Genomic DNA, 22,316 nt, shown 5'->3' on the forward strand with positions numbered 1-22,316 from the left:
GGCCTCGATCCGGCGGTCGCGGCGGGAGGCGGCGCGGCCGGCGGGCGGCCGGAAGTGGGGTGGGCGGGTGTCGCTCGGGGGCTGGGGGCGAGCGGCGAGGGTGGGGCAGATAGCGAGAAAGGCCGTCCGGGTGGCGTGTCGCGCCTGTCCCGTCGGCCTCTTTTGCCGTCGACAACGGGGGTTTAGTGTGGGGACGGGGGAGGGCAACCCCCGTCCCCACCGGTGATGCACACACGCACGAAGTGGAATTGGCGTCCGTCGTGCGTGTCGCGCGGGAGCCGGGCCACGCGAGTGGCTCTGGTTCCACCTCCCTCCGTCTGGCGGGTGATGGCCGGCGGCGGTGTCCGGGCTGGTCCGCCGTCGGCCACAGGGCCGACGCGTCGGGCACGGGTGTCCCCGACGATCCAGTACTTACATCTCCGTCGATGGAAGCGCTCCCATCGGCGATGCTGCGACTGTAACGCCCGTCACGGCTTTGGAAAAGCCCCTAAACGAGATCGAAACATGGACGTGGGTATCTGCCCTGGCCGTTGTGGTGGGAGCGCTTCCATGTCACACTCTCGACACACGCGACGTTGGAGCCAGCTCGCGAGCGCGGGCCGCCGAGGGCACCCGGTGAGAACCGGTGCGGCGCCCGATCCCCGGCACGGCCGGGACGACCCCTTTCCGGACGCCTCCGTCCCCCCGCGTACGCCCGTCGACGCGTGGAGGCGCCCCGCCGGGACCCCGGTCCCGGCCCGGTCCGAGGAGACACCGCCCACATGAGACTTCTGGCCAGACGTCGCCGTACGGCGATGGTCGCCGCCACCGCCCTCGCCATCGGCGGGGTGGCCCTGCCCGCGAGCTCCGCGCAGGCCGCACCGGCCTGCGACGTGACCTACGCGACCAGCGACTGGAGCACCGGCTTCACCGCCACCGTCACCATCAAGAACCTGGGTGACGCCCTGAACAACTGGTCGCTGAAGTTCGCCTTCCCGAACAGCAGCCAGCGGGTCACCCAGGGCTGGTCGGCGAAGTGGAGCCAGTCCGGCAGCGAGGTCACCGCGACCAACGAGTCCTGGAACGGCAGCCTGCCCACCGGCGCGTCCACCAGCATCGGCTTCAACGGCAGCTACAGCGGCAGCAACCCGAAGCCCACCGCCTTCACGCTCAACGGCGTCGCCTGCAACGGCGCCACCACCAACCAGCCGCCGACGGTCTCCCTCGGCGTGCCGGCCGGCCCGTTCGAGGCGCCGGCGGACGTCCCGCTGACCGCGACCGCCAGCGACCCCGACGGGACCATCAGCAAGGTCGAGTTCTACCGCAACGGCCTGCTGGTCAACACCGACACCACCGCACCGTACGGCTACGACCTGCTCGACCTGCCGGCCGGCAGCTACACCGTGCAGGCCAAGGCGTACGACAACGCCGCCGGCAGCGCGACCGCGGAGAAGTCGTTCACGGTCAGCGCGGCCACCGGGCCGAAGCTGGTCGCCACCCCGTCGGCGGTGAGCGTCGAGGAGGGCGGCAGCGCCACGGTGCGGTACACCCTCAGCGCGGCGCCCAGCGCGAACGTCCCGGTGACCCTCGCCGTCACCGGGGACAGCGACATCACCGTCTCGCCGGCCACGCTGACGCTCACCCCGAGCAACTGGAGCACCGGCGTCACCGCCACCGTCTCCGCCGCGGAGGACGCCGACACCGCCGGCGGCACCGCCACGGTGACCGCGTCGGCCACCGGCTTCGCCCCGGTCGCGGTGGTCGCCACCGAGGTCGACAACGACACCCCGGGCGGCGACAACGCCTACATCAAGAAGTTCCTCGACCAGTACGGCAAGATCAAGAACTCGGGCTACTTCAGCCCCGAGGGCGTGCCGTACCACTCGATCGAGACGCTGATCGTCGAGGCGCCCGACCACGGGCACGAGACCACGTCCGAGGCGTTCAGCTTCTGGCTCTGGCTGGAGGCGCAGTACGGCCGGGTCACCCAGAACTGGGCCCCGTTCAACAACGCCTGGACGGTGATGGAAAAATATATCATTCCGAATCATTCAGACCAGCCGACGGCGGGCGCGCCGGGCACCCCGCAGTACGCGGCCGAGCACAACCTGCCCAGCCAGTACCCGTCGGCGCTGGAGGCCAGCGTCCCGGTCGGCCAGGACCCGCTGCGCTCGGAGCTGCAGTCCACCTACGGCACCGGTGACATCTACGGCATGCACTGGCTGCTCGACGTCGACAACACCTACGGCTTCGGCCGCTGCGGCGACGGCACCACCAAGCCCGCGTACATCAACACGTTCCAGCGGGGCACCCAGGAATCGGTGTGGGAGACCGTGCCGCAGCCGTCCTGCGACACGTTCAAGCACGGCGGCCCGAACGGCTACCTGGACCTGTTCGTCAAGGAGTCCAACGCCCCGGCCAAGCAGTGGAAGTACACCAACGCGCCGGACGCCGACGCGCGCGCCGTGCAGGCCGCGTACTGGGCGCTCACCTGGGCCAAGGCGCAGGGCAAGGAGGCCGACGTGGCGGCCACCGTGGCCAAGGCCGCGAAGATGGGTGACTACCTGCGCTACGCGTTGTTCGACAAGTACTTCAAGAAGATCGGCAACTGCGTCGGGGCGTCCACCTGCCCGGCCGGCAGCGGCCGCGACTCGGCGCACTACCTGCTCTCCTGGTACTACGCCTGGGGTGGCGCGTACGACGCCTCGCAGAACTGGTCGTGGCGGATCGGCTCCAGCCACAACCACTTCGGCTACCAGAACCCGTTCGCGGCGTGGGCGATGACCAACGTCGCCGAGCTGAAGCCGAAGTCGCCGACCGCGGTCTCCGACTGGCAGAAGAGCCTGGACCGGCAGCTGGAGTTCTACACCTGGCTGCAGTCCGCCGAGGGCGGCATCGCCGGTGGCGCCACCAACAGCTGGGACGGCAGCTACGCCCAGCCGCCGGCCGGCACCGCCACCTTCTACGGCATGTTCTACGACGTCGACCCGGTCTACAACGACCCGCCGTCCAACCAGTGGTTCGGCATGCAGGCGTGGTCGATGCAGCGCATCGCCGAGCTGTACCTGCAGACCGGCAACGCCAAGGCCAAGGCGCTGCTGGACAAGTGGGTGCCGTGGGCGATCGCCAACACCACGACCGGCGCCAACTGGTCGATCCCGTCGGACATGAAGTGGACCGGCCAGCCGGCCAACTGGAACCCGACCAGCCCGCAGCCGAACACCAACCTGCACGTCGAGGTGACGGTCAAGGGTCAGGACGTCGGCGTCGCCGCCGCCTACGCCCGCACGCTCATCGCGTACGCGGCCAAGTCCGGCAACACCGCGGCGAAGACCACCGCCAAGGGCCTGCTGGACGCGCTCTCGGCGGCCGCCGACAGCAAGGGCGTCTCGATGCCGGAGAAGCGCGGCGACTACAAGCGCTTCGACGACGTCTACAACGCCGCCGACGGTCAGGGCCTCTACGTGCCCTCCGGCTGGACCGGGAAGATGCCCAACGGCGACGCGATCGCCAGCGGCAAGAGCTTCCTGGACATCCGTTCGTTCTACAAGAACGACCCGGACTGGCCGAAGGTGCAGGCGTACCTGAACGGCGGCGCGGAGCCGGTCTTCAACTACCACCGGTTCTGGGCCCAGGCGGACGTCGCGATGGCGTACGCCGACTACGGCACCTACTTCCCGCAGGGATGAGGTGACTCCTCCTCCGTGGGCGGGGTCCGCCCCGCCCACGGGGGAGGCCGCCCCGGCCGATGGGGGAACGGAGCGGCCGGGTCGGCGGACGGCCTGACGCCCACGGTCAGGCCGGGTGGGCCGGCCGTCCGGACGACGCAGCGGACGGACCGGCCCACCACTCCGCCCGGGGACCACCCATGGCGCGAAAAGGCACGGAAAAATCAGCGCTCCACGGGATCACATCCGTGGCGCGGACGGAGTACCGTATTTCACGGAGAGGCCGCTCCCCCCGTGGCGGCCTCTCCACTACTTTTCCGGGGACGTCGCCGGCTCCCCGTCCGGATCGGGCACGACCACCGGGTGTCGTGGCCCCGGGTGTCCGGGCGGCAGCGACCGGCTGACCACCACCCAGCTCGCCGCCAGCGCCGCCGCGATCAGCGGCCAGGTCAGCGCCGCCCGCGTCACGGTCAGCGCCACCACCCGCCCGTCCAGCCAGAGCGGCACGAAGACCGCCACCCGCAGCACGTAGGTGGCCGTCCACACCCAGCTGCCCCGGCCGTACGCCCGCAGCAACGCCGGGTCACGGCGCCACCGGGCCCGCTGGCGCAACGCCACGCCGACCACCACGCCGAGCAGCGGCCAGCGCACCACGATGCTGACCGCCCAGGCCAGCGCGCTGGCCGCGTTGGAGGCGATCTGGAGCAGGAAGAAGTCGGCGGCCCGGCCGGTGCGCACCGCGATCAGCGCGGCCACGCAGACCGCGAGCAGACCGATCAGGACCGAGCGCGGGCGGTCGCCGCGCCGCCACCGCCAACCGGCCACGGCGCCGCCGGTCAGCACCGCGGCGAACACGCCTCCCCACAGCCCGCCGAGCACCCAGCCGAGCCCGAACGCGAGCGGGGGCAGCGTCGCGTCCACCGCGCCCCGCCGCCCGCCGAGCAGGTCGGCCAGCGACTCCGGGCGCGGCTCGGCGGGCCGTTCCCGTTCCGGTCCGCCGGTCACCTGCCACCTCCTCCGATCGCCCCGCCTCAACCTACGCCGGGATCCGGGGCGCTCCCGCGCGCGCCGGACCGGGCCGACCGCTAAGTTGTGCGGGTGCGGGAGACGGCGAGGGGTTGGACGGCGGTCTGGTTGGTCGTACTGGCCCTGACCCAGACAGCGATGTTCGTGCTGGTGTGGCGGTTCGCCGTGCACACCGAACTGGGCCAGTGGCTGGACACGGTCGCGTTGACCGGCAACCGGATCGGCCAGGACCGCATCGACGGTCCGGTGGACACGCTCCTCAACGCCATGTCGGTGGTGTCGCTGCTGGTCGCGACCGCGGTGATCGGCTTCATCGCGTTGATCCGCGGCCGCAAGGCGCTGGCGGTCACCGCCACACTGCTCATCGCCGGGGCGAACGTGAGTACCCAGCTGCTCAAGTACTACCTGGTCCGCCCCGACTTCGGCATCGACCCGGAACGGGCCGCCGCCGGCAACAGCCTGCCCAGCGGACACACCGCGGTGGCGGCGTCGGTGGCGATCGCGCTGATCCTGGTGCTGCCGAGGCAGGTGCGGGTGGCCGGCGCGTTCCTCGGCGCCGGGTACGCCGCCGCCGCCGGGGTCGCCACGCTCTCGGCCGGCTGGCACCGGCCCAGCGACGCGATCGCCGCCTATCTGGTGGTGGGCGCGTGGGCCGCGGCGGCCGGTCTGGTGCTGCTGTTCTTCCAGCGGGAGCAGGCGGTGGTGGAGCGGGGCGACGCGCACCGGCTGGGCGCCGCCGTGCTCGGCGTCGCCGGCGCGGTCGCCCTGCTGGGCTCCGCGCTGGCGCTGTCCTGGCTGGTCGACCGTTCCACCGTCGCCGTCGAGGACCTCGGCCGCCGTCCGCTCTTCATCGGGTACGCGGGCAGCGCGGCCGGCATCGCCGGCACGATCGCCGTGGTGGCCGCGCTGGTGCTGGCCGTGGTGCACCGGCTGGTGCCCCGGTGGAAGGGCTGAGCACGCCGGTGGAACCGGCGCGGGCGGCCTTCCGGGACGAGTGCGCCCGGCTGGAGCGGGTGGTGCACGGCCTCGACGAGGCGGCGCTGGACCGGCCCACACCGTGCCCGCCCTGGCTGGTGCGGGACCTGCTCGCGCACGTGGTCACCGGGGTGGGGCGGCTTGCCGGGATGCTCGCCGAACCCGCGCCACCTCGCGCCGAGGTGGACGCGGCCGGCTACTTCGGCGCGGCCAAGTTCAGCCCGCCCGTCGACCGGGAGCGGATCGACGGGGCACGGCGGGCCGCCCGGGAACTGCCCGGCGTGACCGAGGTGGCGCGGGAGTTCGGCCGGGCCTGGCGGGCCACCGACACGGCGGTGGCCGACGCGCCCGCCGGCCGGGTGGTGCGGACCCGGCACGGTGACGCGATGGCGGTGGGCGAGTTCCTGCGTACCCGGGTGGTGGAGGTCGCGGTGCACGGCCTGGACCTGGCCGACGCGCTCGACCGGTCGCCCTGGACCACGCCGACCGCGGCGGCCGTGGTCGTCGACGTGCTCACCGGCGGGCGGCCGGTGCCGGCCCGGCTCGGCTGGGACGCGCTCACCGTGCTGCGCAAGGCCACCGGCCGGCTGCCGGTGACCGACGCCGAGCGGACGGCGCTGGCCGAGGCCGGCATCCGCCGGCTCGCGTTCGGCGGCTGACGCCGCTCAGGCCGCCGCGGCACGCCGCAGGTGCTCCAGCACGATCGGGTCGATCCGGCCGGGCACGAACCGTTCCTCCAGGTTCTCCAGGCCGGACCAGGCGGCGAGCGCGTCGTCCAGGCCCGCCGGGCCGACCGGGTGACCGGCGGCGGCGAGCAGGTCCGCCACCTCGACGGCGAGCGGGCCGGTCAGGTCGCGCAGGGTGGCCGGGTCGGGGCGACCGAAGATCATGGTGTGGATGCCGAGCAGGCGACCCAGCTCGGCGACCGGGTCCGGGTGGTCGTCCACCCGCAGGTCGACCAGTTCGTCGCCGGTGCCGGCGTAGCCGCCGTGCCGCTGCACCACGAACAGGGCGGCGCTCTGCTTGCCGCGTCGGTCGCCGCCGGCCCGGTCGCCGGCGGTGAGCGCGGCGAACAGCCGCTGCGGGAACGGCAGATCGGTGCCGGTGAGCCAGGCGTCGCGCAGCGCGTCGATCACCTGCGGGCCGCTCAGGATGTTGCCCTGCGCCGCCCAGCCGTCGCCGGCCTGCCCGCCGGCCCACGGGTGGCAGCGCGGCCCGGTCCAGGTGGCCCCGGCGCCGGTCGCCCCGACCACGCCGAGCTGCCGGTCGTCGCGTCCCGGGTCGGCGGCCACCAGACCGGCCACCACGTCCACGGCGGGGACGCCGGTGCGCAGCAGGGCGAGCGCCTGCGCCCGGTAGGCGAGGTTGGCGTGCGCCTGCGTGGCCACCGCCCCGACCAGCGCCTCGGCGGCCGGCACCAACGCCCCGGCGGCGAGGAACCGGCTGGCCACGGCCACGCCGTAGAGCTGCCCGTCGGCGGATCGGGCGACGAGCGAGAAGGTCACGCGCGGATCGTAGCCCGCGGGTGGGGGCGTCGTCCCGCACCGACCGAAGCGCGTGCGCGACGGTCAGAACGGCGGCGCGGCGGCCTCCGGCGGGCGCCCCCACGCACGGCGGGCGTCGGCCACCGCGACCGCCACCAGCACCACGACCGCGAGGGCCGACGCGGCCAGCGGTGCGACGCGGAGCAGCAGCGGTGCCGGCAGCAGCAACGCAGCGATCGCCACCAGCCGGGACGGGGAGACCCGGCCGAACACCTCGTACTCGAACCGGGCCCGGCCGGCGAGGAACAGCGCCGGGCCGCCCAGGATCATGGCCAGCCAGGGCAGCTCGTTGTGCCCGGTCGGGTGTTCGATGACCAACTCGTAACCGATCGCGGTGGCCACCACGCCGACCACCATGACCAGGTGGGTGTCGGCGGCGGAGCGGCCGATGGTGGCCGGGTGCGCGGATCTCGTCACGGCCTCGCCGAGGATCTGCCCGGCCCGCTGCACGTAGATCCGCCACAGCAGGATCGAGGTGGCCAGCGCGAACGCGAACGCGGCGACGGCGGTCGCCCCGGTCGGCACGCCGGTGAACGTCCAACCGGCCAGCAGGATCGTCTCGCCGAGCGCGACCAGGAAGAACTGCTGGTAGCGCTCGGACAGGTGCTCGCCGTGGATGTCCCACCGGGAGATCGTGGACCGGCCCAGGCCGGGCACCGGCCAGCCGAACCGGGCGGCCAGGTACTCCAACAGCAGCGCGAGCGTCCAGAGCACCACCCGGGCGTCGACCGGCAGCACCGCGCCGGCGAGCCAGAGCACGCCCGTGGCGCAGAACGTGATCAACATGCGCAGCTTCAACCGGCGGTACTGGAGCTTGCGCAGCACGAGCATGAGGATCGCCGGCCGGGTCACCTGCGCCACCACGTACGCGACGGCGAACGGCAGGCCGTTCTCGCTGAACGCGCGGGGGATCGCCACCCCCATCACCATCGCCGAGAGCAGCGCGGTGATCACGATGACCTGCAACCACAGGTGGTACGGGTCGTACCGGCTGGTCGTCCACGCCGTGCCCTGCCAGACCGCCCAGAGCGCGAACAGCAGCAGCAGCGTCTTGCCGCCACCGGTCACCGCGGACCAGTTCGTCTGGCCGCCCTCCAGCGCCAGGTCCTCGAAGGCGCGCGCGGAGATCCGGGTCAGCGCGAACACGTAGACCAGGTCGAAGAAGAGTTCCAGGAAGGTCGCCCGGCCCCCGTCACCGTCGGTCGCACGCAGCGCGGCGGGCTCGGCGACCTTCACCGTCGTCTCCCGTCCCCGATCCCGCTCACCCGGCAGTCGTAACACTCTTTCCGGGCGCCATGGTGCGGATCGGTCGTATCGGTGGAGGATCTTGCTCCCGGCGGTGGTGGACGGGCACGATCGACAGGTGACGAACCGATGGGGCATGACCGTACCGCTGGGCGGCATCCCGCTCGCCGACCACGCCGCCGTCTACGCGGCCCTCGACCACGCCGGGTTCACCGACGTCTGGTCGTCGGAGGTGGCCGGGACCGACGCGTTCACCCCGCTCGCGCTCGCCGCCGCCTGGGCGCCCCGGCTCCGCCTCGGCACCGCGATCACCCCGGCCTTCACCCGGGGCCCGGGGCTGCTCGCGATGAGCGCCGCCGCCCTGGCCGAGGCCGCGCCGGGTCGGTTCGCGCTCGGTGTCGGCGCCTCGTCGCCGGTGGTGGTGCGGGACTGGAACGCGGTGGCGTACGACGAGCCGTTCAAGCGGACCCGGGACGTGCTGCGCTTCCTGCGGGCCGCGTTGCGGGGCGAGACCGTCGACGGGGCGTACGACACGTTCGCGGTCCGGCGGTTCACCCTCGAGCGCCCGCCGGCCGTGCCGCCGCCGGTCCTGCTGGCCGCGCTGCGCCCCGGCATGCTGCGACTCGCCGCCGCCGAGGCCGACGGGGTGATCCTCAACTGGCTCGCCGCCGAGGACGTGCCGACCGCCGTCGCCGAGCTGGGCGATCGCCGTCCCGGCTTCGAGGTCGCCGCGCGGATCTTCGTCTGCCCCACCGAGGACGCCGGGTACGCCCGCGCCCTGGGCCGCCGCCTGATCACCGGCTACCTCACCGTGCCCGCGTACGCCGCCTTCCACCGCTGGCTCGGTCGGCAGGAGACGCTGGGCCCGATGTGGCGGGCGTGGGAGGCGGGGGACCGCCGGGGCGCCGCCGCCGCGGTCCCGGACGAGGTGGTCGACGCGCTCGTGCTGCACGGCTCGCCCGAGCAGTGCGTGGCCGGCGCCCGCCGGTACGCCGCGCACGGCGTCGACGTGCCGGTGCTGGCGGTGCTGCCCACCCCGGAGACGACCGAGGGTGGCGCGGACGCCTGGGCCGGTCTGCTGCCCCGGCTCGGCGTCGACGCGACGGAGGTGGCCTGAGATGAACCTGACCGACCGGGTGGTCGTGATCACCGGTGGGGCCGGCGGGATCGGCGCGGCGCTGGGCCGACGGTTCGCCGCCGAGGGCGCCGCCGCCGTCGTGCTGGCCGACCTGGCCGCCGACGCGGCCCGCGCGGCGGCCGAGGCGATCGGCCCGGTGGCGTCCGGGGTCGGGCTCGACGTCACCGACGAGGCGGCGGTACGCGCGCTGGTCGACGAGACCGAGCGCCGCCACGGCCGGATCGACCTGTTCTGCGCGAATGCCGGCGTGGCCACCGGCGGCGGCATCGACGCGCCGGACGCCGACTGGGACCGGGCCTGGCGGGTGAACGTGCTCGGTCACCTGCACAGCGCGCGGGCCGTGCTGCCCGGCATGCTGCGCCGGGGGCAGGGCCACCTGCTGCTCACCTGTTCGGCCGCCGGGGTGCTGACCGCGGTCGGGGACGCCCCGTACACCGCCACCAAGCACGCGGCGGTCGGCTTCGCCGAGTGGCTGGCCATCACCTACCGCGACGCCGGCATCCGGGTCAGCGCGCTCTGCCCGCAGGGCGTGGACACGCCGATGCTCGCCGACGGCCTCGCCGAGGGGCACCTGGGCGCCCGGGTGATCGCCGCGTCCGGGGCGATCCTCACGCCGGACCAGGTCGCCGACACCGTCGTCGCCGGGCTGGCCGAGGAGCGGTTCCTGATCCTGCCCCACCCGGAGGTGGCCGACTACGCCCGCCGCCGCGCCGAGGACCCGGACGGCTGGCAGGCCGGTCTGCGCAAGCTCGTCCGCAAGCTGCGCGCCGCCGACTCGTAGCCGCGGGCCCTCGTCGCCTCGCCGGATACCCCCGCGCCTGGCGGGACCCCGCCCGGCGGACCGGACCTTTTCCGTCGTCTGACTAGGAACTTGATGACGTGAACGACTCGGTGCACCGACGGTCGTCGCGCGGAAGCGTTCGCCAGGCGGTCGCGTTGTGCCGCGGACGTCAGGGCTCCCGACGTGCCGGGGTGACCGATCCACCTACGTCGTCAAGTTCCTAGCCGACCGAGGGGCCTACGCTCCCGGAGCCCTCGGCGTGCCGCCGGGGGCGCCCGGGCGTGAGCGGCGAACCGCCGAGGGGGCCACGATCAGCGGCGCCAGCGCAGCGGACCCGGGCGCACGGTCCACCACAGCCGTGCCCAGCGGGACCGGGCCGCACGCAACGCCGTGACGTAGCCGGTGGCCACCTCCGCCGCCCGCGCGGCCTGCGCCGCGTCGACGCTGCCCGGCGCGAACGCGGCCCGGTTCACCAGGTCGGCCAGCTCGCCCACCCCGTCGCCCGACCATGCCGCACCGCCGTCCGACCGTGCCACCCCATCGCTCGACCGCGCCGCCCGGGCCGCCGCGAGCGTGGCCCGGGCCTGCTCGGCGACCTCCTCCGCCGCCAGGTCGTCGCCCACGGGCCGGCCGGCCAGCCGCAGCGCGTCGGTCAGCTCCCGCCAGGCGCCGGTCACCCGCCGGCCGGGATCGCCCTCCGCCAGGCGGGACCGGCTCAGCCGGCGGCGCATCGCCGCCAGGACCGCCAGCACCGCGCCGACCAGCAGCACCAGGCCGCCGACGCCGCCGGCGACCAGCACCGGCGTACCCGGGCCCCGGTCGGGCCGGGCCGGCGCGGGCGCGGCGGCCGGGGGAGTGGCGGAGGGCTCCTCGGTCGGCGCCGGCACCTCGGACGGCGGCGGGTCCTCCGGCTTCGGCCGGAAGTCCTCCTCCACCGGGCGGGGCTCGGAGTCCGGGCGCGGCATCGGATCGAACGGCACCCAGCCGACGCCCTCGAACAGCACCTCCGGCCAGGCGTACGCGTCGGCGGCCCGCACCGGCCCGTCGGCCTTCGGCTCGAACCCGACCACCACCCGGGTGGGCAGGCCGGCGAGTCGACCGAGCACCGCGAACGCGGCGGCGAACTGCTCCGACGTGCCCCGCTGCCCGCCGCCGTTGCGCGGCCCGAACAGGAAGAACGTCAGGTTGGGGTAGGCGTGCCCGCTCGGGGCGTCGGCGGTGACCCGGTAGTGCTCGGCGAGGAACGTGGCGATCGCGTCGGCCCGCGCGTACGGGGCGCCGTTCTCCTCGGCGAGCTGGGTGGCCAGCCGCCGCAGCTGCTCCGGCGCCCCGTCCGGTACCCGCAGCACCCGGGCCACCGCGTCGCCGGCCGGCACGTTCGCGGTGGTGACCAGGTTCAGGTCCGGGCGCTCCCGCACCGAGGACACGTCGTACCGCAGCCCTGGGGCCAGTCCCTCCGGCCGGATCACCGTGCCGGTCTCCGGGTCGTAGGCGACCCGCGCGCCGGTCACCTCGCGCGGCGTTGGCACCGCCGGCAGCAGCCGCCCGGTCAGGTCGCCCACCGTGATCTCCTGGCGGACCGTGTCGGTGGTCGCGCCGGCCGCCGACTCGGCGGCGGGCAGGACCCGCCCCGCGTTGCGGTACGTGGCCCCGACCCGCCAGGTCACCCCGTCGTAGTCACTGAGCACCGCCAGCCGGATCCGCGGCGGCCCGCCGTCGCCCGCGCCGGCCACGGTACGCACGTCGAGCAGCCGCTGGTCCGGGTTCAACGCCCAGCCCGAGATCCGGATCAGCGGGTTCTCGTCCAGCGACTCGACCTGCGGCGGTTCCACGTAGCGGCGCGGATCGACCGGACGGTCCTCCACCTGGCCGGCCACCACCGGTGCGAGCAGCGCGGCGAGCCCCACCACCACGGCCAGCCCGGCGGCGGTCGCGGCGACCAGCCGCAGCCGCACCGCCGCGCGTACCGTCGGGGGGAGGTCGGCCACCGGGTCGCCGGCGGCCGGGTCGGCCCGCCGGCCCGGCGCGGCCAGGCCGGCGGCGGCGACGGCCGCGAACAGCACCGTCGGCCCGACCGCCGGCTCCGCGTTCGGCCCCACCACGTAGAGCACGCCGCCGTAGAGCAGCACCGGCGGCAGGTAGCCCAGCAGCACCCGCCCGGCCCGCAGCGCGACCTCGGCGGCGGTCAGCCCGGCCAGCCAGGCGGCCACCACCGGGACCAGCACGGTGTCCGGCGCCGGCTCGACCGGGATCATCGCGGTGAGCAGCCGGGGGATCGCGTTGCGCGCGGCGTCCACGGCCACCTCGCCGAGCCCGCCGGGCAGCGCCGCGTGACTGGCGGCCAGCCGCAGCGACAACAGCGTCCAGCCGGTCAGCGCGGCCACCGACAGGGGCGCCACCAACCAGGACGGCAGTCGCCGGGCGGCCACGCTGACCAGCACCGAGCCGACCGCCGCGCCGACCATCAGCCGGGTCGGCAGCGGGTCCGCGTACACCCGGCCCAGCACCACACCGGACAGCGCGACCAGCACGACCAGCGCCGCCGGCACCGGCACGGCGCGCAGCCGCGTCACCACCGGCGGATCCCGTCCCACTCGGCGGCGAACGCCGCGCCGTCCGCCGCGTCCAGCACCACCAGGCCCGTCCCACCGGCCGCCGTCGGTCCCGTCGCGCCGAACACACCGACGACCACCGACGGGTACGCGCCGCGCAGCGCGCCGACGTGACCCAGGTCCTCGCGGCCGCCCGGCCCGGTGAGGAACACCAGCGTGTCGCCGAGCCGGTCGCGGCGCAGCCGGGCGGTCGCCGCCGGCAGCACCTCCGACCCGCCCTCGGCCAGCTCGACCGCGGCGAGGCGGTCCAGCGGCCCGGCCGGGCCGGCGGGCTCGGTCTCGGCGGGCGCCACCAGCAGCAACCGCACCGGCAGGTCCTCGCGCACCGCGGCGGCCACCACAGAGGCGGCCGCCTCGCACGCCGACTCGAACGACTCCGCCACGCCCGCGACCCGTCCCGGGTGTGCGGCGGACCGGTTGTCCAGCACCACCACGAGCCGCGGCAGGCTGGTGTCCACGTTCTCCCGCACCATCAGCTCGCCCACCCGGGCGCTGGTCCGCCAGTGCACCCGGCGCAGCTCGTCGCCGACCACGTACTCCCGCAACGAGTCGAACGTGATCGAGCCGTGCGGCACGCTGTCGGTGCGCCCGTCCAGGCTGCGCCCCGCGCCGGTGGGCACCGCGGACAGCGGGTGGATCCGCGGGTGCACCCACACCGGGACGGTGTCGCCGTAGCCGCGGGCCAGCGCCACCAGGCCGAGCGGGTCGCGGCGGACGACCCGCAACGGCCCCACCGGCACCACTCCGCGCCGCTGCGTCGGCACCGCATAGCGCACCACCGTGTCGCGTCCCGGGCTCAGCCGCAGCAGCGGCACCGGCACCAGCGAGCCGGCGCAGCGGTCCTCGGCCACCAGGTTCGCCGCCCGCAGCCGGCCGGTGTTGCGCACCGTCAACTCCATCGCCGCCGGCTCGCCGCGGGCCACCCGGTCCGGGTCGGCCCGACGCTCGACGGCCAACCGGGGCCGCCACGCGGCGGTCACCCCGGCGTAGCCCACCGCCACGGCCGCCGCCGCGCCGAGCACCGTCAGCTCCGGGTACGCGTACCGGAAGCCGACGCCGAGCAGCACCAGGGCGGCGACGAGCAGCCCGATCCCCCGGGCGGTGATCCCCACGCTCAGCCGTGCACCGGGGCGGGCTGGCCGGACGGCAGCGGCACCGGCACCGAGGCCACCGCCTGGCGCAGCACCTCGGCCGGCGTGACGCCCCGCACCTGCGCGTCCGGGGTGAGCAGCAGGCGGTGCGCGAAGACCGGCTCGACCAGCGCCTTCAGGTCCTCCGGCATGATCCAGCCCCGGCCGTCGATCAGCGCGTACGCGCACGCCGCCCGGGTCAACGCGATCACCCCGCGCGGGCTCACCCCGACCCGCACCTGCGGATGGGTCCGGGTGGCCGCGGCCAGCCGCACCGCGTACGCGTAGAGCGGCTCGGCGATGTGCACCCGCCGGGCCATCTTCACCATCTCGCCGACGGTGGCGGTGTCCGTGACCGCGGTGAGCGAGTCGGGGGAGCGGACCGTGGCGCCGCGCAGCACCTCCACCTCGACCGCCTCGTCCGGGTAGCCGACGGAGAGCTTCACCAGGAACCGGTCGAGCTGAGCCTCGGGCAGCCGGTAGGTGCCGTCCATCTCCACCGGGTTCTGCGTCGCCACCACCAGGAACGGCTGCGGCACCGGGTGGCGTACGCCGTCCACGGTGACCGTCCGCTCCTCCATCACCTCCAGCAGCGCCGACTGGGTCTTCGGCGAGGCACGGTTGATCTCGTCGGCGATGACGATGTTCGCGAAGACCGGCCCGGGGTGGAACTCGAAACCGCGGCTGGCCTGGTTGAAGATCGTCACACCGGACACGTCGGAGGGAAGCAGGTCGGGTGTGAACTGGATCCGCCGCCACTGCCCCTTCACCGTGGCCGCCACCGCCCGCGCGAGCGTGGTCTTGCCGACCCCGGGCACGTCCTCCAGCAGCACGTGCCCCTGCGCGAACAGCGCGGTCAACGCCAGCCGGACCACCTGCGGCTTGCCCAGCACGACCGCGTTGACGTTGTCGGCCAGCCGGGCGGCGAGGGCGGCGAAGCCCTGCACCTCCGGCTGGCTGAGCGGTTCGTGCGTGTTCACGGTGTGCCTTTCGGTCCGGGCGAGGTCAGCAGGTGGGCAGCAGGTTGAGGTTGTCGCCGCCCTCCAGGTTGAGCCACGCCCACGGGATGTAGGTCCTGCCCTTGTAGTCGACCTGGACCCACCAGGTGCTCCGCTTGTCGTTGTTGTAGATCCAGGCGTCGACGTCCTCGCCCTTGGCCTTGCAGTACGTGCGCAGCCGCGTGCCGTCCGGCACCCAGCCCGCCTGTCGATCGTCGTCCTGCTGGGTGACCTTGAAGATCTCGTTCCCGTTACGACCCGGCACGTCCTTGTTGCAGTACGTCCGCTGGTCCCCGTCCGGGCCGTTCTTGCAGGTGGCGATGCCGTAGACCGGGTCGGTGGTCTGCGCGCGGGTGGCCGTGCCCTTACCGGCGGCGTTGGACGCGGTCAGCGTCACCGTGTAGGCCGTGCCCGGCGTCAACCCGGTCACCCGCAGGCTGGAGCAGCTCCCGCTGGCCGTCTTCCCGCCGGTCGCCGCCGTGCAGGTGGCCTTTCCGCCGCCCGCGTCCACGGTGAACGTCACCGTCACCGAGGTGGCGTCCGCCGACGAGCCGGTCACCGTGATCCGGGGCGCGGCCACGGTACGCGCGGTGGTGCTGGCCTCCGGGCCGTCGCCGGCCTCGTTGACCGCCTTGACCTTCACTGTCACGTTCTGGCCGTTGCCGAGCCCGCCCACGGTGGCCCGCACGTCGGTCACCTCGACGGTCTTGCCGCCGGCCTGCACCACGTACTTCGTCACCGGGCGGCCGTTCTCCACCGCCGGCGACCACTGCACCGCGATCGTGCCGGGCTGGTCGGCCACCGTGGACGCGCGCAGCTCGGTCGGCGCCTTCGGCACGGTGAACGGCACCACCGTGTTGCTCACCGGCGACGCCTTCGACCCGGCGCCCTTCTCGCTCACCGCGGTCACCGTGAACGCGTACTGGGTGCCGTACTCCAGCGCGCCGGCCGGCACCACCAGCTCGGTCTTCGGTGACTCGCCGGCCGGGGCGCTCGCACCGGCCGAGGTCGCGGTCACCGCGTACTTCGTGACCTTGTTGCCCTGGCCGTCGGCCTCGGGCCAGCTCACCCGGACCGTGCCGTCCGGCCGGGCCTCGGCGGTCACCGAGGCCGGCGGGTCGGGCACCTCGGCGGTCGGCACGACCGGGTTGCTGCGGCGCGCCGGCCCGTCACCCTTCGCGTTCACCGCGTGCACCGAGAACGTGTACGTCTCACCGTTGGTCAGACCGGTGACCTCCAACGCGCGCTGGTTCGCGCCCACCTCGTGGGTCTGACCGCCGCCCTCCACCACGTACCGGGTGATCTCGGCGCCGTTGGACGCGGCGGCCTGCCAACTCACCCGCGCCGACGCGTTGCCCGCGGCAGCGGTGACCGCCTTCGGCGCGCCCGGCTTGCCCACCTTCGGCTTCTTCGGCGGGGGCGGCGGCGGGGGAACCGGCGGCGGGTCGCCGCCGAGCACGTCGTTGGCGTACTTGTTCACCTCGCGGACCCGGTTGCGGTCGTCGACCACCTGGGCGGTGGACGAGTCCGGCGGGTTGATGAACAGGTGGTTCTCGCGGACCTCCAGCTCCACCGGGCCGGGCCGGCCGGAACCCTTGATCGTCTCCACCAGCTGGCCGGCCGCGTCGAACGAGTAGACCGCGCCGGTGCTCTCGTCGGCGCAGTAGAACCGGCCCGCCCAGGCCACCGCCGGGCTGAGCCGCGCGCCCGCCCCGGGCACCGTGAACCGCTTCACCTCGGCGCCGTCGCTGACCACGTGCACCGACCGGTCACCGGGAACGGTGACCGGCACCTGCGGCCCGCTGGTCCGCGTCGGCAGGTTGCCCGGCGCGGTCATGGTCAGCCCGGCCCGCTGCGTCCGGCCGCCGACCACCGTCACCAACGACGCGGACGTGCGGTCCAGCACCGCCACACCCTCGTCCAGGGTGGACACCACCAGCTCGTGCGCGGGCTCGGCCACCTCGTACGTCTCGACCCGCTTCGGGCTGAGCCCGGCCGGCGGGGCGTCACCCGGGGTGTCCGGCAGGTCGGCGGCGGTGACCGCCGAAACGGTGCCCTCGCTCGGCACCGCGATCCACAGCTTCCCGGCGCCGTCGAACGTCCCGCCGGCGATGCCCGGCGGGTAGCGGACCGGCTCGCCCACCGGCGTCAGCGCCCGCGGGTCGAGCTGCCGGACGATGCCCTGCACCGCGTCCACCACGAACGCCGCGTCCTCGTGCAGCGCCACGCTGACCCCGAACCCCGGCGCGGTCGGCGTGCTGGCGGTGATCTGCAACGTCGCCAGGTCCAGCGAGCTGACCTGGCCGGTGTTGAGGTCGCGCAGGATCAGCAGCCGGTCGGTCTGGGCGACCTGCATCTGGTGCCGCCGCCCGCCGGGCACCTCCATCCGGGTGTCCACCCGGGCGGTGACACCGTTGACCCGGGCCAGCTCGCTGCGGGTGGTGCTCCACAACCACGAGGACGCGTCGTAGTTGGCCACCGCGTTGTCGGCGGCGCCCAGCCCGAGCACGGTCAGCCCCATCGCGGCCAGCAACGCGGCCACGGTGCCGATGGTCACCAGGCCGCCGCGCATCCGCGACCGGGGGCGGGCCGTCTCCGGCCCGGTGCTCGTGACGTCCTCGATGGTGGTCACTGCCGGCTGCCTCCCCGCGTCGGTGGGGGAGGGCGCCGCGCGTGGTCGACCCTCCCCAGAGCCGGGAGCCATCATAGGTGCCGGCAGAGGCCGGTGAAACCCGCACCGTCTCCCTGTGGACACCGAGCGTGTCCTCGGTGCCCCGTCACTTCGGCGTGGCGCCGCCATCGCGGTCCGTGCACACCTGACCGGACGTGGCGTACGAATCGGTCGAGTAGACCGCCAGCACGGTGAAGCAGTAGTCCAGCCGCGCGCTCAACCCGTTCACCGTGTACCGGGTCTGCCCGGCGTCCACGGTGGCCATCACCCCGAGCTTCTGCCCGGCCTGACCACCGGCCACGACGAACGGCACCCCGCCGCTCGTCGGGTCGGTCCAGGTCACCGTGATCGTGGTGGTGTCGTCCCGCAACCGCAGGTCGGTCGGGGGCGGTCCGGTCACCTTCGGCTTCGGCGCACTCGGCGCCGGCGCCGGCGGCGCCGCGTCCCGGTTCAGCCAGACCGCGCCCGCGCCGACCGCGACCACCACCGCCAGCACCGCGCCGCCGACCAGCAGGGCCAGCACCGTACGGTTCCGGCCGCGCGACTCCGGCTCCTCCACCTCCGGGTACGCGGCCGGCTGGTGGAACGACGGCGGCACCGCCGGCCACGAGCCCTGCTCCGGGTACGCGGGCTGCTCCGGGTACGGGGGGTGGTCCGGCCGCGTCGACTCGGGGAAGTCGAGCAGCCCGTCGTAGACCGGCAGTGACCGCCCCTCGTCCGGCGTCTCCTCGTGCTCGTCCGGCTCCGTCCCGTGCCCCGGCGCCGGCTCGGCGGCCGGCTCAGGCTCCGGGCCGGCGGGCCGGTCCACCGGTTGGGGCGGCGCGACGCTGCTCCACGGTGGAGCGGTCATGCCCCACGGCGGCACCGGCGACCCACTGACCGGGGAGGCGCTGATCGGGGCCGCGCTGACCGGCATCCCGCTGACCGGGTACGCCGCCGGCCCGCTGACCGGGTGTCCGGGTGGTCCGCTGACCGGGAAGGTCGGTGGGGCGCTGACGGGTTGTCCGGGTGGTCCGCTGACCGGACGGGTCGGTGGGGCGACGACCGGCGGGACCGGTGGCGCGGTCGACGGGGGCATGGGGGCGGTCGGCCCGGCGGCGGACGGTGCGGCCGCCGACGCCGCAGTGGCCGGTGGCCCGCTCACCGGCGTGTCACCTCGCGGCGGCGCGCTCACCGGGAACGCGCTCAGCCGCGCCGCGTCCACCGGCGGAGTGTTCGGGGGCGGACCGCCGGTGGGACGGGCGTCCGGGCGGGCCTCACCTGTCGCGGTCGCTGCGCGCTCCGCCTCCTCGCGCAGCAGCGGACCGATCTGCTGCACCTGGACGGTCGGCCTGTCCCAGCCTGGGCCACCGGGAACGGGCGGCGTCGCGCCGGCTTCCGGCCGGCCCGGTGGGTTCGGGTCCGGGCGTCCTGGCGTGCGTTCGCCGGCACCGGGCGCCGGCACTCCCGGCGCTGGCGGCGGCGAGGGAACTGCCGGGCGGGGCGTGGGGTCCGGCGCCGTCGGAGCCGGTGGTGCGGAGATCGGTGTCGCCCCGACGGATGCGGGTCCGGCAGCGGTCGCCGGTGCCGCCGTGGTGCGCGACGGCGGGGCGGGCGCCGCCGGGACCGGAGGTGTCGAGGCGGCCCCGGGGAACTGCGCGGCCGGGGCGGGTGGGCCGGAGGTGGGGGCGGGGACCGGTCGCCCCGGGGCCGGAGGAGCGGAGACCGGCGGGGCGGCGGGCACGGCCGGTGGCGGCGGAAGGACGCCGTGCGCCGGCGGGCCCGAGGTCGGGGCCGGCGGGACCGCGGTCGGCGCCGGCGGCACCGAGATGACGGCCGGCGGTGGCGGGAGGACGACGGGTGCCGGCGGACCCGAGGTCGGCCCCTGGAACACTCCCGCCGCCGGCGGCGGGAGTGTTCCAGGGGCCGGCGGGCTGGAGATCGGCGCCGGTGGTGGGATGACCGGGGCCGGTGGCAGGGCGGAGGTCGAGGTGACCGGCGCCGGTGGCACGGGCGGTACCGAGACGGGATGCACCGGGCCGCGCGGCGCGGACCCGTGCGGGGCGTTGGCCGGCGCCGGGCCGGCCGCCGACGTCGTCTGCCAGGTGGCCGGTGCGGCCGGCGGCCCCGGCAGCGAGGGCGCGGGCGGAACGACCCGTGGGTGTCCCGGCGGCGGTGCACCGACAGCGGGAGGGACGGTCGGGGGCACCGGCGTGACACCGGGGACCGGCGGTCCGGTCAGCGGTGGCGCCGGCGGGACGGCGGGTGCCGGTGGCCCGACCGTCGGCCGCGGCGCGGTGTCGAAGGCCGCCGGGCGGCCCGGACCGGCGGCGGGTGGCGCGGGGAACCGGGTGGTGGCTTCCTCGGGCGGCGCGGCGAACCGCGTGGTCGCATCCTCGGGCGGCGTCGGAAGGCCGGTGGTCGGCGGCACGGGCGGAGGAGCCCACGGACTCGACGTACGGTCCGGCGCGGCCGGTGCGAGCGGAGGCGACGAGATCGGGATCGCCGGCGGGGGCGGCAGCGTGCCGTGGGCGCGAGCAGGGGCTCCCGGGCGCTGCGCGGGAGGCACCGCCGGATCGGGCGCGGGCTTCGGCTGCGGGGCCCACTCGGCACCCGGTACGCGTGGTGCGGGCGGCACCGGAGGAGTGGGTCGCGGCGGGACCGGCGGGGGAGGGTACGACGGCGTGACCGCCGGTAGCGACACGGTGGGCCCGGACAGCGCCGGATCGGGGCGCGGGCCGGCAGCGGCGGCGGAGCCGCCGAGGTAGTGCCGCGCCGCGCGTACCGCCGGGTGGTCCGGACCGAGCACGGCGGGCCCGGCGGTGGCGACGCGGCTGTAGTTGCGGCGGGCCTCGTGCCGGTTGCCCAGCTCCTCCGCCACCGCGGCCAGGTCGAAGCTGAGCGCGAGCATCAGCGGGTCGGCGTCGCCGCGGCGACGCTCACCGGCCGCGTACGCCTCCTCGAGCGTCCGTCGGGCGGCGGCCGGGTCGTCGGCCTCCCGGTGCAGCCGGGCCAGCAGGTGACCGGTGGTCAGGACGTCCTGGTGGTCCTCGCCGTACGCCGGTCGGGCCGCGGTGATCGCGTCGGCGAGCAGCCGGCGGGCGCCGGTCAGGTCGCCCGCCGCGCGCAGTGCGAGGGCCTGGTGTTGAGCGGCGGTCAACGGGGAGGGGTGGGACACGTGAGCAATGCTGCCCGGAATCGTCCGTCGCGCGCTACCCGCCTGCTCGTGGACGGCTTTGACCAGGGAAAACGTGGGGAGCTGGCGGTGATGTGCATGATCGTTCCGGGCCGTGTACAGTAATCCCCCGTGCGGCCCGACGGCCGGCTGATCCGGTGAGAAGATCACCTCGGCCGACCGGGTAGGCTGTACGTGCAGGTCCGGGTGGCGGAATGGCAGACGCGCTAGCTTGAGGTGCTAGTGCCCGTATAGGGCGTGGGGGTTCAAGTCCCCCCTCGGACACAAACCATTACCCCACGGTGCGCGCTGGGATCCACTTCAGCGCGCACCGTTTGCGTTTCGAGCCGGTGGGTCAGTCGAAGTCCGAGCTGTCGGTAGCCCTCGGCCTTGTCGGCTAGGTCGGCGTCCTGGAGCACCGTGGTGATCTCGTCTTGCGACGGCATCCCTGCCGGCGCGAAGAGTCGAGCCGCGCAAGCCGCACCCGGGCACACCAGACGGCAGGGCCGCGCCGGACCGCCTTCGCCCGGCAGGTCTTCCTGCCGGTCAGTCCCACCAGAAGGTCCAACAGTTCAGGCCCATGATTGCGTCCGCGTACGTGCGGAAGGTGTCGGTGTGGCTCTGCCAGATGTTGTCCGGGCAGAAGGCGAAGTGTTCGGCGGTCACCTGCAGTGCTGAGTGGGCGGTGACAGGTGGTGCGGCGATGCTCAAGTGGAGGGTGTCGAAGCTCAGGCCGACGACTGTGGCCCCGAAGCGATGCTGCCAATCGCGGGTGACGGCGGCGAAGCGGGCGGTGTCGTTGTCGTGGTTGAGCGGCCCGGTCCAGCCGATCTGGGTTAATGCGTGTGCGCCGTCGGTCGCGGGAACCAGCGCGAGGCGGGCCTGGCCGGTGGAGAGCACGTCGGCGTACTGGTCGGCGAAGCGTTCTACCGGGCCTTGCCGATCCGGGGCGGGTGTGCGGCCGGGCCATCGTGTACCGACCGGGTCGAGGTGGCCGAGGCTGGCGGATTCTTCGTCGTCGGTGGTTTCCTGCCACCACTCGGCGAGGACCATCCCGCTGTCGTGCTGCTCGATCGCGGTGATGCTGTCGTATTCGGCGTCGATGCCGAACGGTTCGTCGTCGCCCTCGACGTGCAGCGCGAGCAGCGGCCACAGTCCGGTTCGGTGATGCCGGGCCCGCCACCGGGACCACTCACCCGCGGCGGCGGGGTGAGAGGAGAGCCAGTACACCGGCGTGGTGCCGTTGTACGGCTTCATCAACCGGCCCTCGGGGATGTCCGGCGGTAGCGTTCCGTGCCACGTCATGGCCGACACCGTAGGCGCCGGCCATGACAGAGTGCCCGGCGACTTCAGACTGAAGACCGACGTGGACATCGCCGGCCTGCGCACGCGCGG

At 74.9% G+C, this 22,316-nt stretch carries 14 protein-coding genes and 1 tRNA gene; 6 read left to right on the forward strand and 9 right to left on the reverse strand.

Annotation, left to right across the window (positions count from 1 at the left end):
* Window positions 1–770 precede the first annotated feature (770 nt).
* Window positions 771–3,668, forward strand: a complete 2,898-nt coding sequence (locus tag CO540_RS29870) for a glycoside hydrolase family 48 protein (protein WP_172968096.1) — start codon at window positions 771–773, stop codon at window positions 3,666–3,668.
* A gap of 288 nt (window positions 3,669–3,956) precedes the next feature.
* Here CO540_RS29870 and CO540_RS29875 read toward each other — a convergent pair whose 3' ends face one another.
* Window positions 3,957–4,652, reverse strand: a complete 696-nt coding sequence (locus CO540_RS29875) for a DUF3159 domain-containing protein (protein WP_099164481.1) — start codon at window positions 4,650–4,652, stop codon at window positions 3,957–3,959.
* Between the two features lie 87 nt (window positions 4,653–4,739).
* Here CO540_RS29875 and CO540_RS29880 point away from each other — a divergent pair, with 87 nt between their 5' ends.
* Window positions 4,740–5,627, forward strand: a complete 888-nt coding sequence (locus CO540_RS29880; RefSeq protein ID WP_172967970.1) for a phosphatase PAP2 family protein — start codon at window positions 4,740–4,742, stop codon at window positions 5,625–5,627.
* A gap of 8 nt (window positions 5,628–5,635) precedes the next feature.
* The gene (locus CO540_RS29885) at window positions 5,636–6,307 is read left to right on the forward strand and encodes a maleylpyruvate isomerase N-terminal domain-containing protein (protein WP_099164482.1); all 672 of its coding nucleotides are present in this window, start codon (window positions 5,636–5,638) and stop codon (window positions 6,305–6,307) included.
* A 6-nt stretch (window positions 6,308–6,313) separates the two neighbouring features.
* On the opposite strand, the gene CO540_RS29890 is transcribed toward CO540_RS29885, so the two are convergent.
* Both CO540_RS29890 and CO540_RS29895 read right to left on the reverse strand, forming a co-directional pair.
* Window positions 6,314–7,153: a DUF1028 domain-containing protein gene (locus CO540_RS29890; protein ID WP_099164483.1), complete on the reverse strand. Its 840-nt coding sequence runs from the start codon at window positions 7,151–7,153 to the stop codon at window positions 6,314–6,316.
* Window positions 7,154–7,216: 63 nt separating this feature from the next.
* On the reverse strand, window positions 7,217–8,428 hold the full coding sequence (locus tag CO540_RS29895; protein WP_099164484.1) for a low temperature requirement protein A: 1,212 nt from the start codon (window positions 8,426–8,428) through the stop codon (window positions 7,217–7,219).
* A 145-nt stretch (window positions 8,429–8,573) separates the two neighbouring features.
* Here CO540_RS29895 and CO540_RS29900 point away from each other — a divergent pair, with 145 nt between their 5' ends.
* A complete protein-coding gene (locus CO540_RS29900; RefSeq protein ID WP_099164485.1) occupies window positions 8,574–9,554 on the forward strand; it encodes an LLM class F420-dependent oxidoreductase in 981 nt (326 codons plus the stop codon).
* Window position 9,555: 1 nt separating this feature from the next.
* The gene (locus tag CO540_RS29905; protein ID WP_099164486.1) at window positions 9,556–10,356 is read left to right on the forward strand and encodes an SDR family oxidoreductase; all 801 of its coding nucleotides are present in this window, start codon (window positions 9,556–9,558) and stop codon (window positions 10,354–10,356) included.
* 311 nt (window positions 10,357–10,667) lie between these two features.
* On the opposite strand, the gene CO540_RS29910 is transcribed toward CO540_RS29905, so the two are convergent.
* The 5 genes from CO540_RS29910 to CO540_RS31105 all read right to left on the reverse strand — a co-directional run bounded on the left by CO540_RS29910 (window position 10,668) and on the right by CO540_RS31105 (window position 20,924).
* Window positions 10,668–12,950 (reverse strand): DUF3488 and transglutaminase-like domain-containing protein, encoded by a 2,283-nt coding sequence (locus tag CO540_RS29910; RefSeq protein ID WP_099164487.1) that lies wholly within the window; start codon window positions 12,948–12,950, stop codon window positions 10,668–10,670.
* A complete protein-coding gene (locus CO540_RS29915) occupies window positions 12,926–14,080 on the reverse strand; it encodes a DUF58 domain-containing protein (RefSeq protein WP_099164488.1) in 1,155 nt (384 codons plus the stop codon). Before CO540_RS29915 ends, CO540_RS29910 begins: the two co-directional genes overlap by 25 nt.
* A 2-nt stretch (window positions 14,081–14,082) precedes the next feature.
* Window positions 14,083–15,078, reverse strand: coding sequence for a MoxR family ATPase (locus CO540_RS29920; protein ID WP_091573541.1), 996 nt, complete (start codon window positions 15,076–15,078; stop codon window positions 14,083–14,085).
* A 25-nt stretch (window positions 15,079–15,103) separates the two neighbouring features.
* Window positions 15,104–17,668, reverse strand: a complete 2,565-nt coding sequence (locus CO540_RS29925) for a fibronectin type III domain-containing protein (RefSeq protein WP_172968097.1) — start codon at window positions 17,666–17,668, stop codon at window positions 15,104–15,106.
* A gap of 205 nt (window positions 17,669–17,873) precedes the next feature.
* Window positions 17,874–20,924 carry a tetratricopeptide repeat protein gene (locus CO540_RS31105; protein WP_253866295.1) on the reverse strand — a complete coding sequence of 1,017 codons (3,051 nt, stop codon included), beginning with the start codon at window positions 20,922–20,924 and terminating at the stop codon, window positions 17,874–17,876.
* Between the two features lie 198 nt (window positions 20,925–21,122).
* On the opposite strand from CO540_RS31105, the gene CO540_RS29940 reads away from it, so the two are divergent.
* Window positions 21,123–21,206: transfer RNA gene (locus CO540_RS29940), tRNA-Leu, on the forward strand.
* A gap of 261 nt (window positions 21,207–21,467) precedes the next feature.
* On the opposite strand, the gene CO540_RS29945 is transcribed toward CO540_RS29940, so the two are convergent.
* Complete coding sequence (locus CO540_RS29945; RefSeq protein WP_157779193.1) at window positions 21,468–22,226, reverse strand: DUF4253 domain-containing protein; 759 nt, start codon at window positions 22,224–22,226, stop codon at window positions 21,468–21,470.
* Between the last annotated feature and the right edge of the window lie 90 nt (window positions 22,227–22,316).

The sequence above is a fragment of the Micromonospora sp. WMMA2032 genome, assembly GCF_002688545.1.
Lineage (GTDB): Bacteria > Actinomycetota > Actinomycetes > Mycobacteriales > Micromonosporaceae > Micromonospora > Micromonospora sediminicola.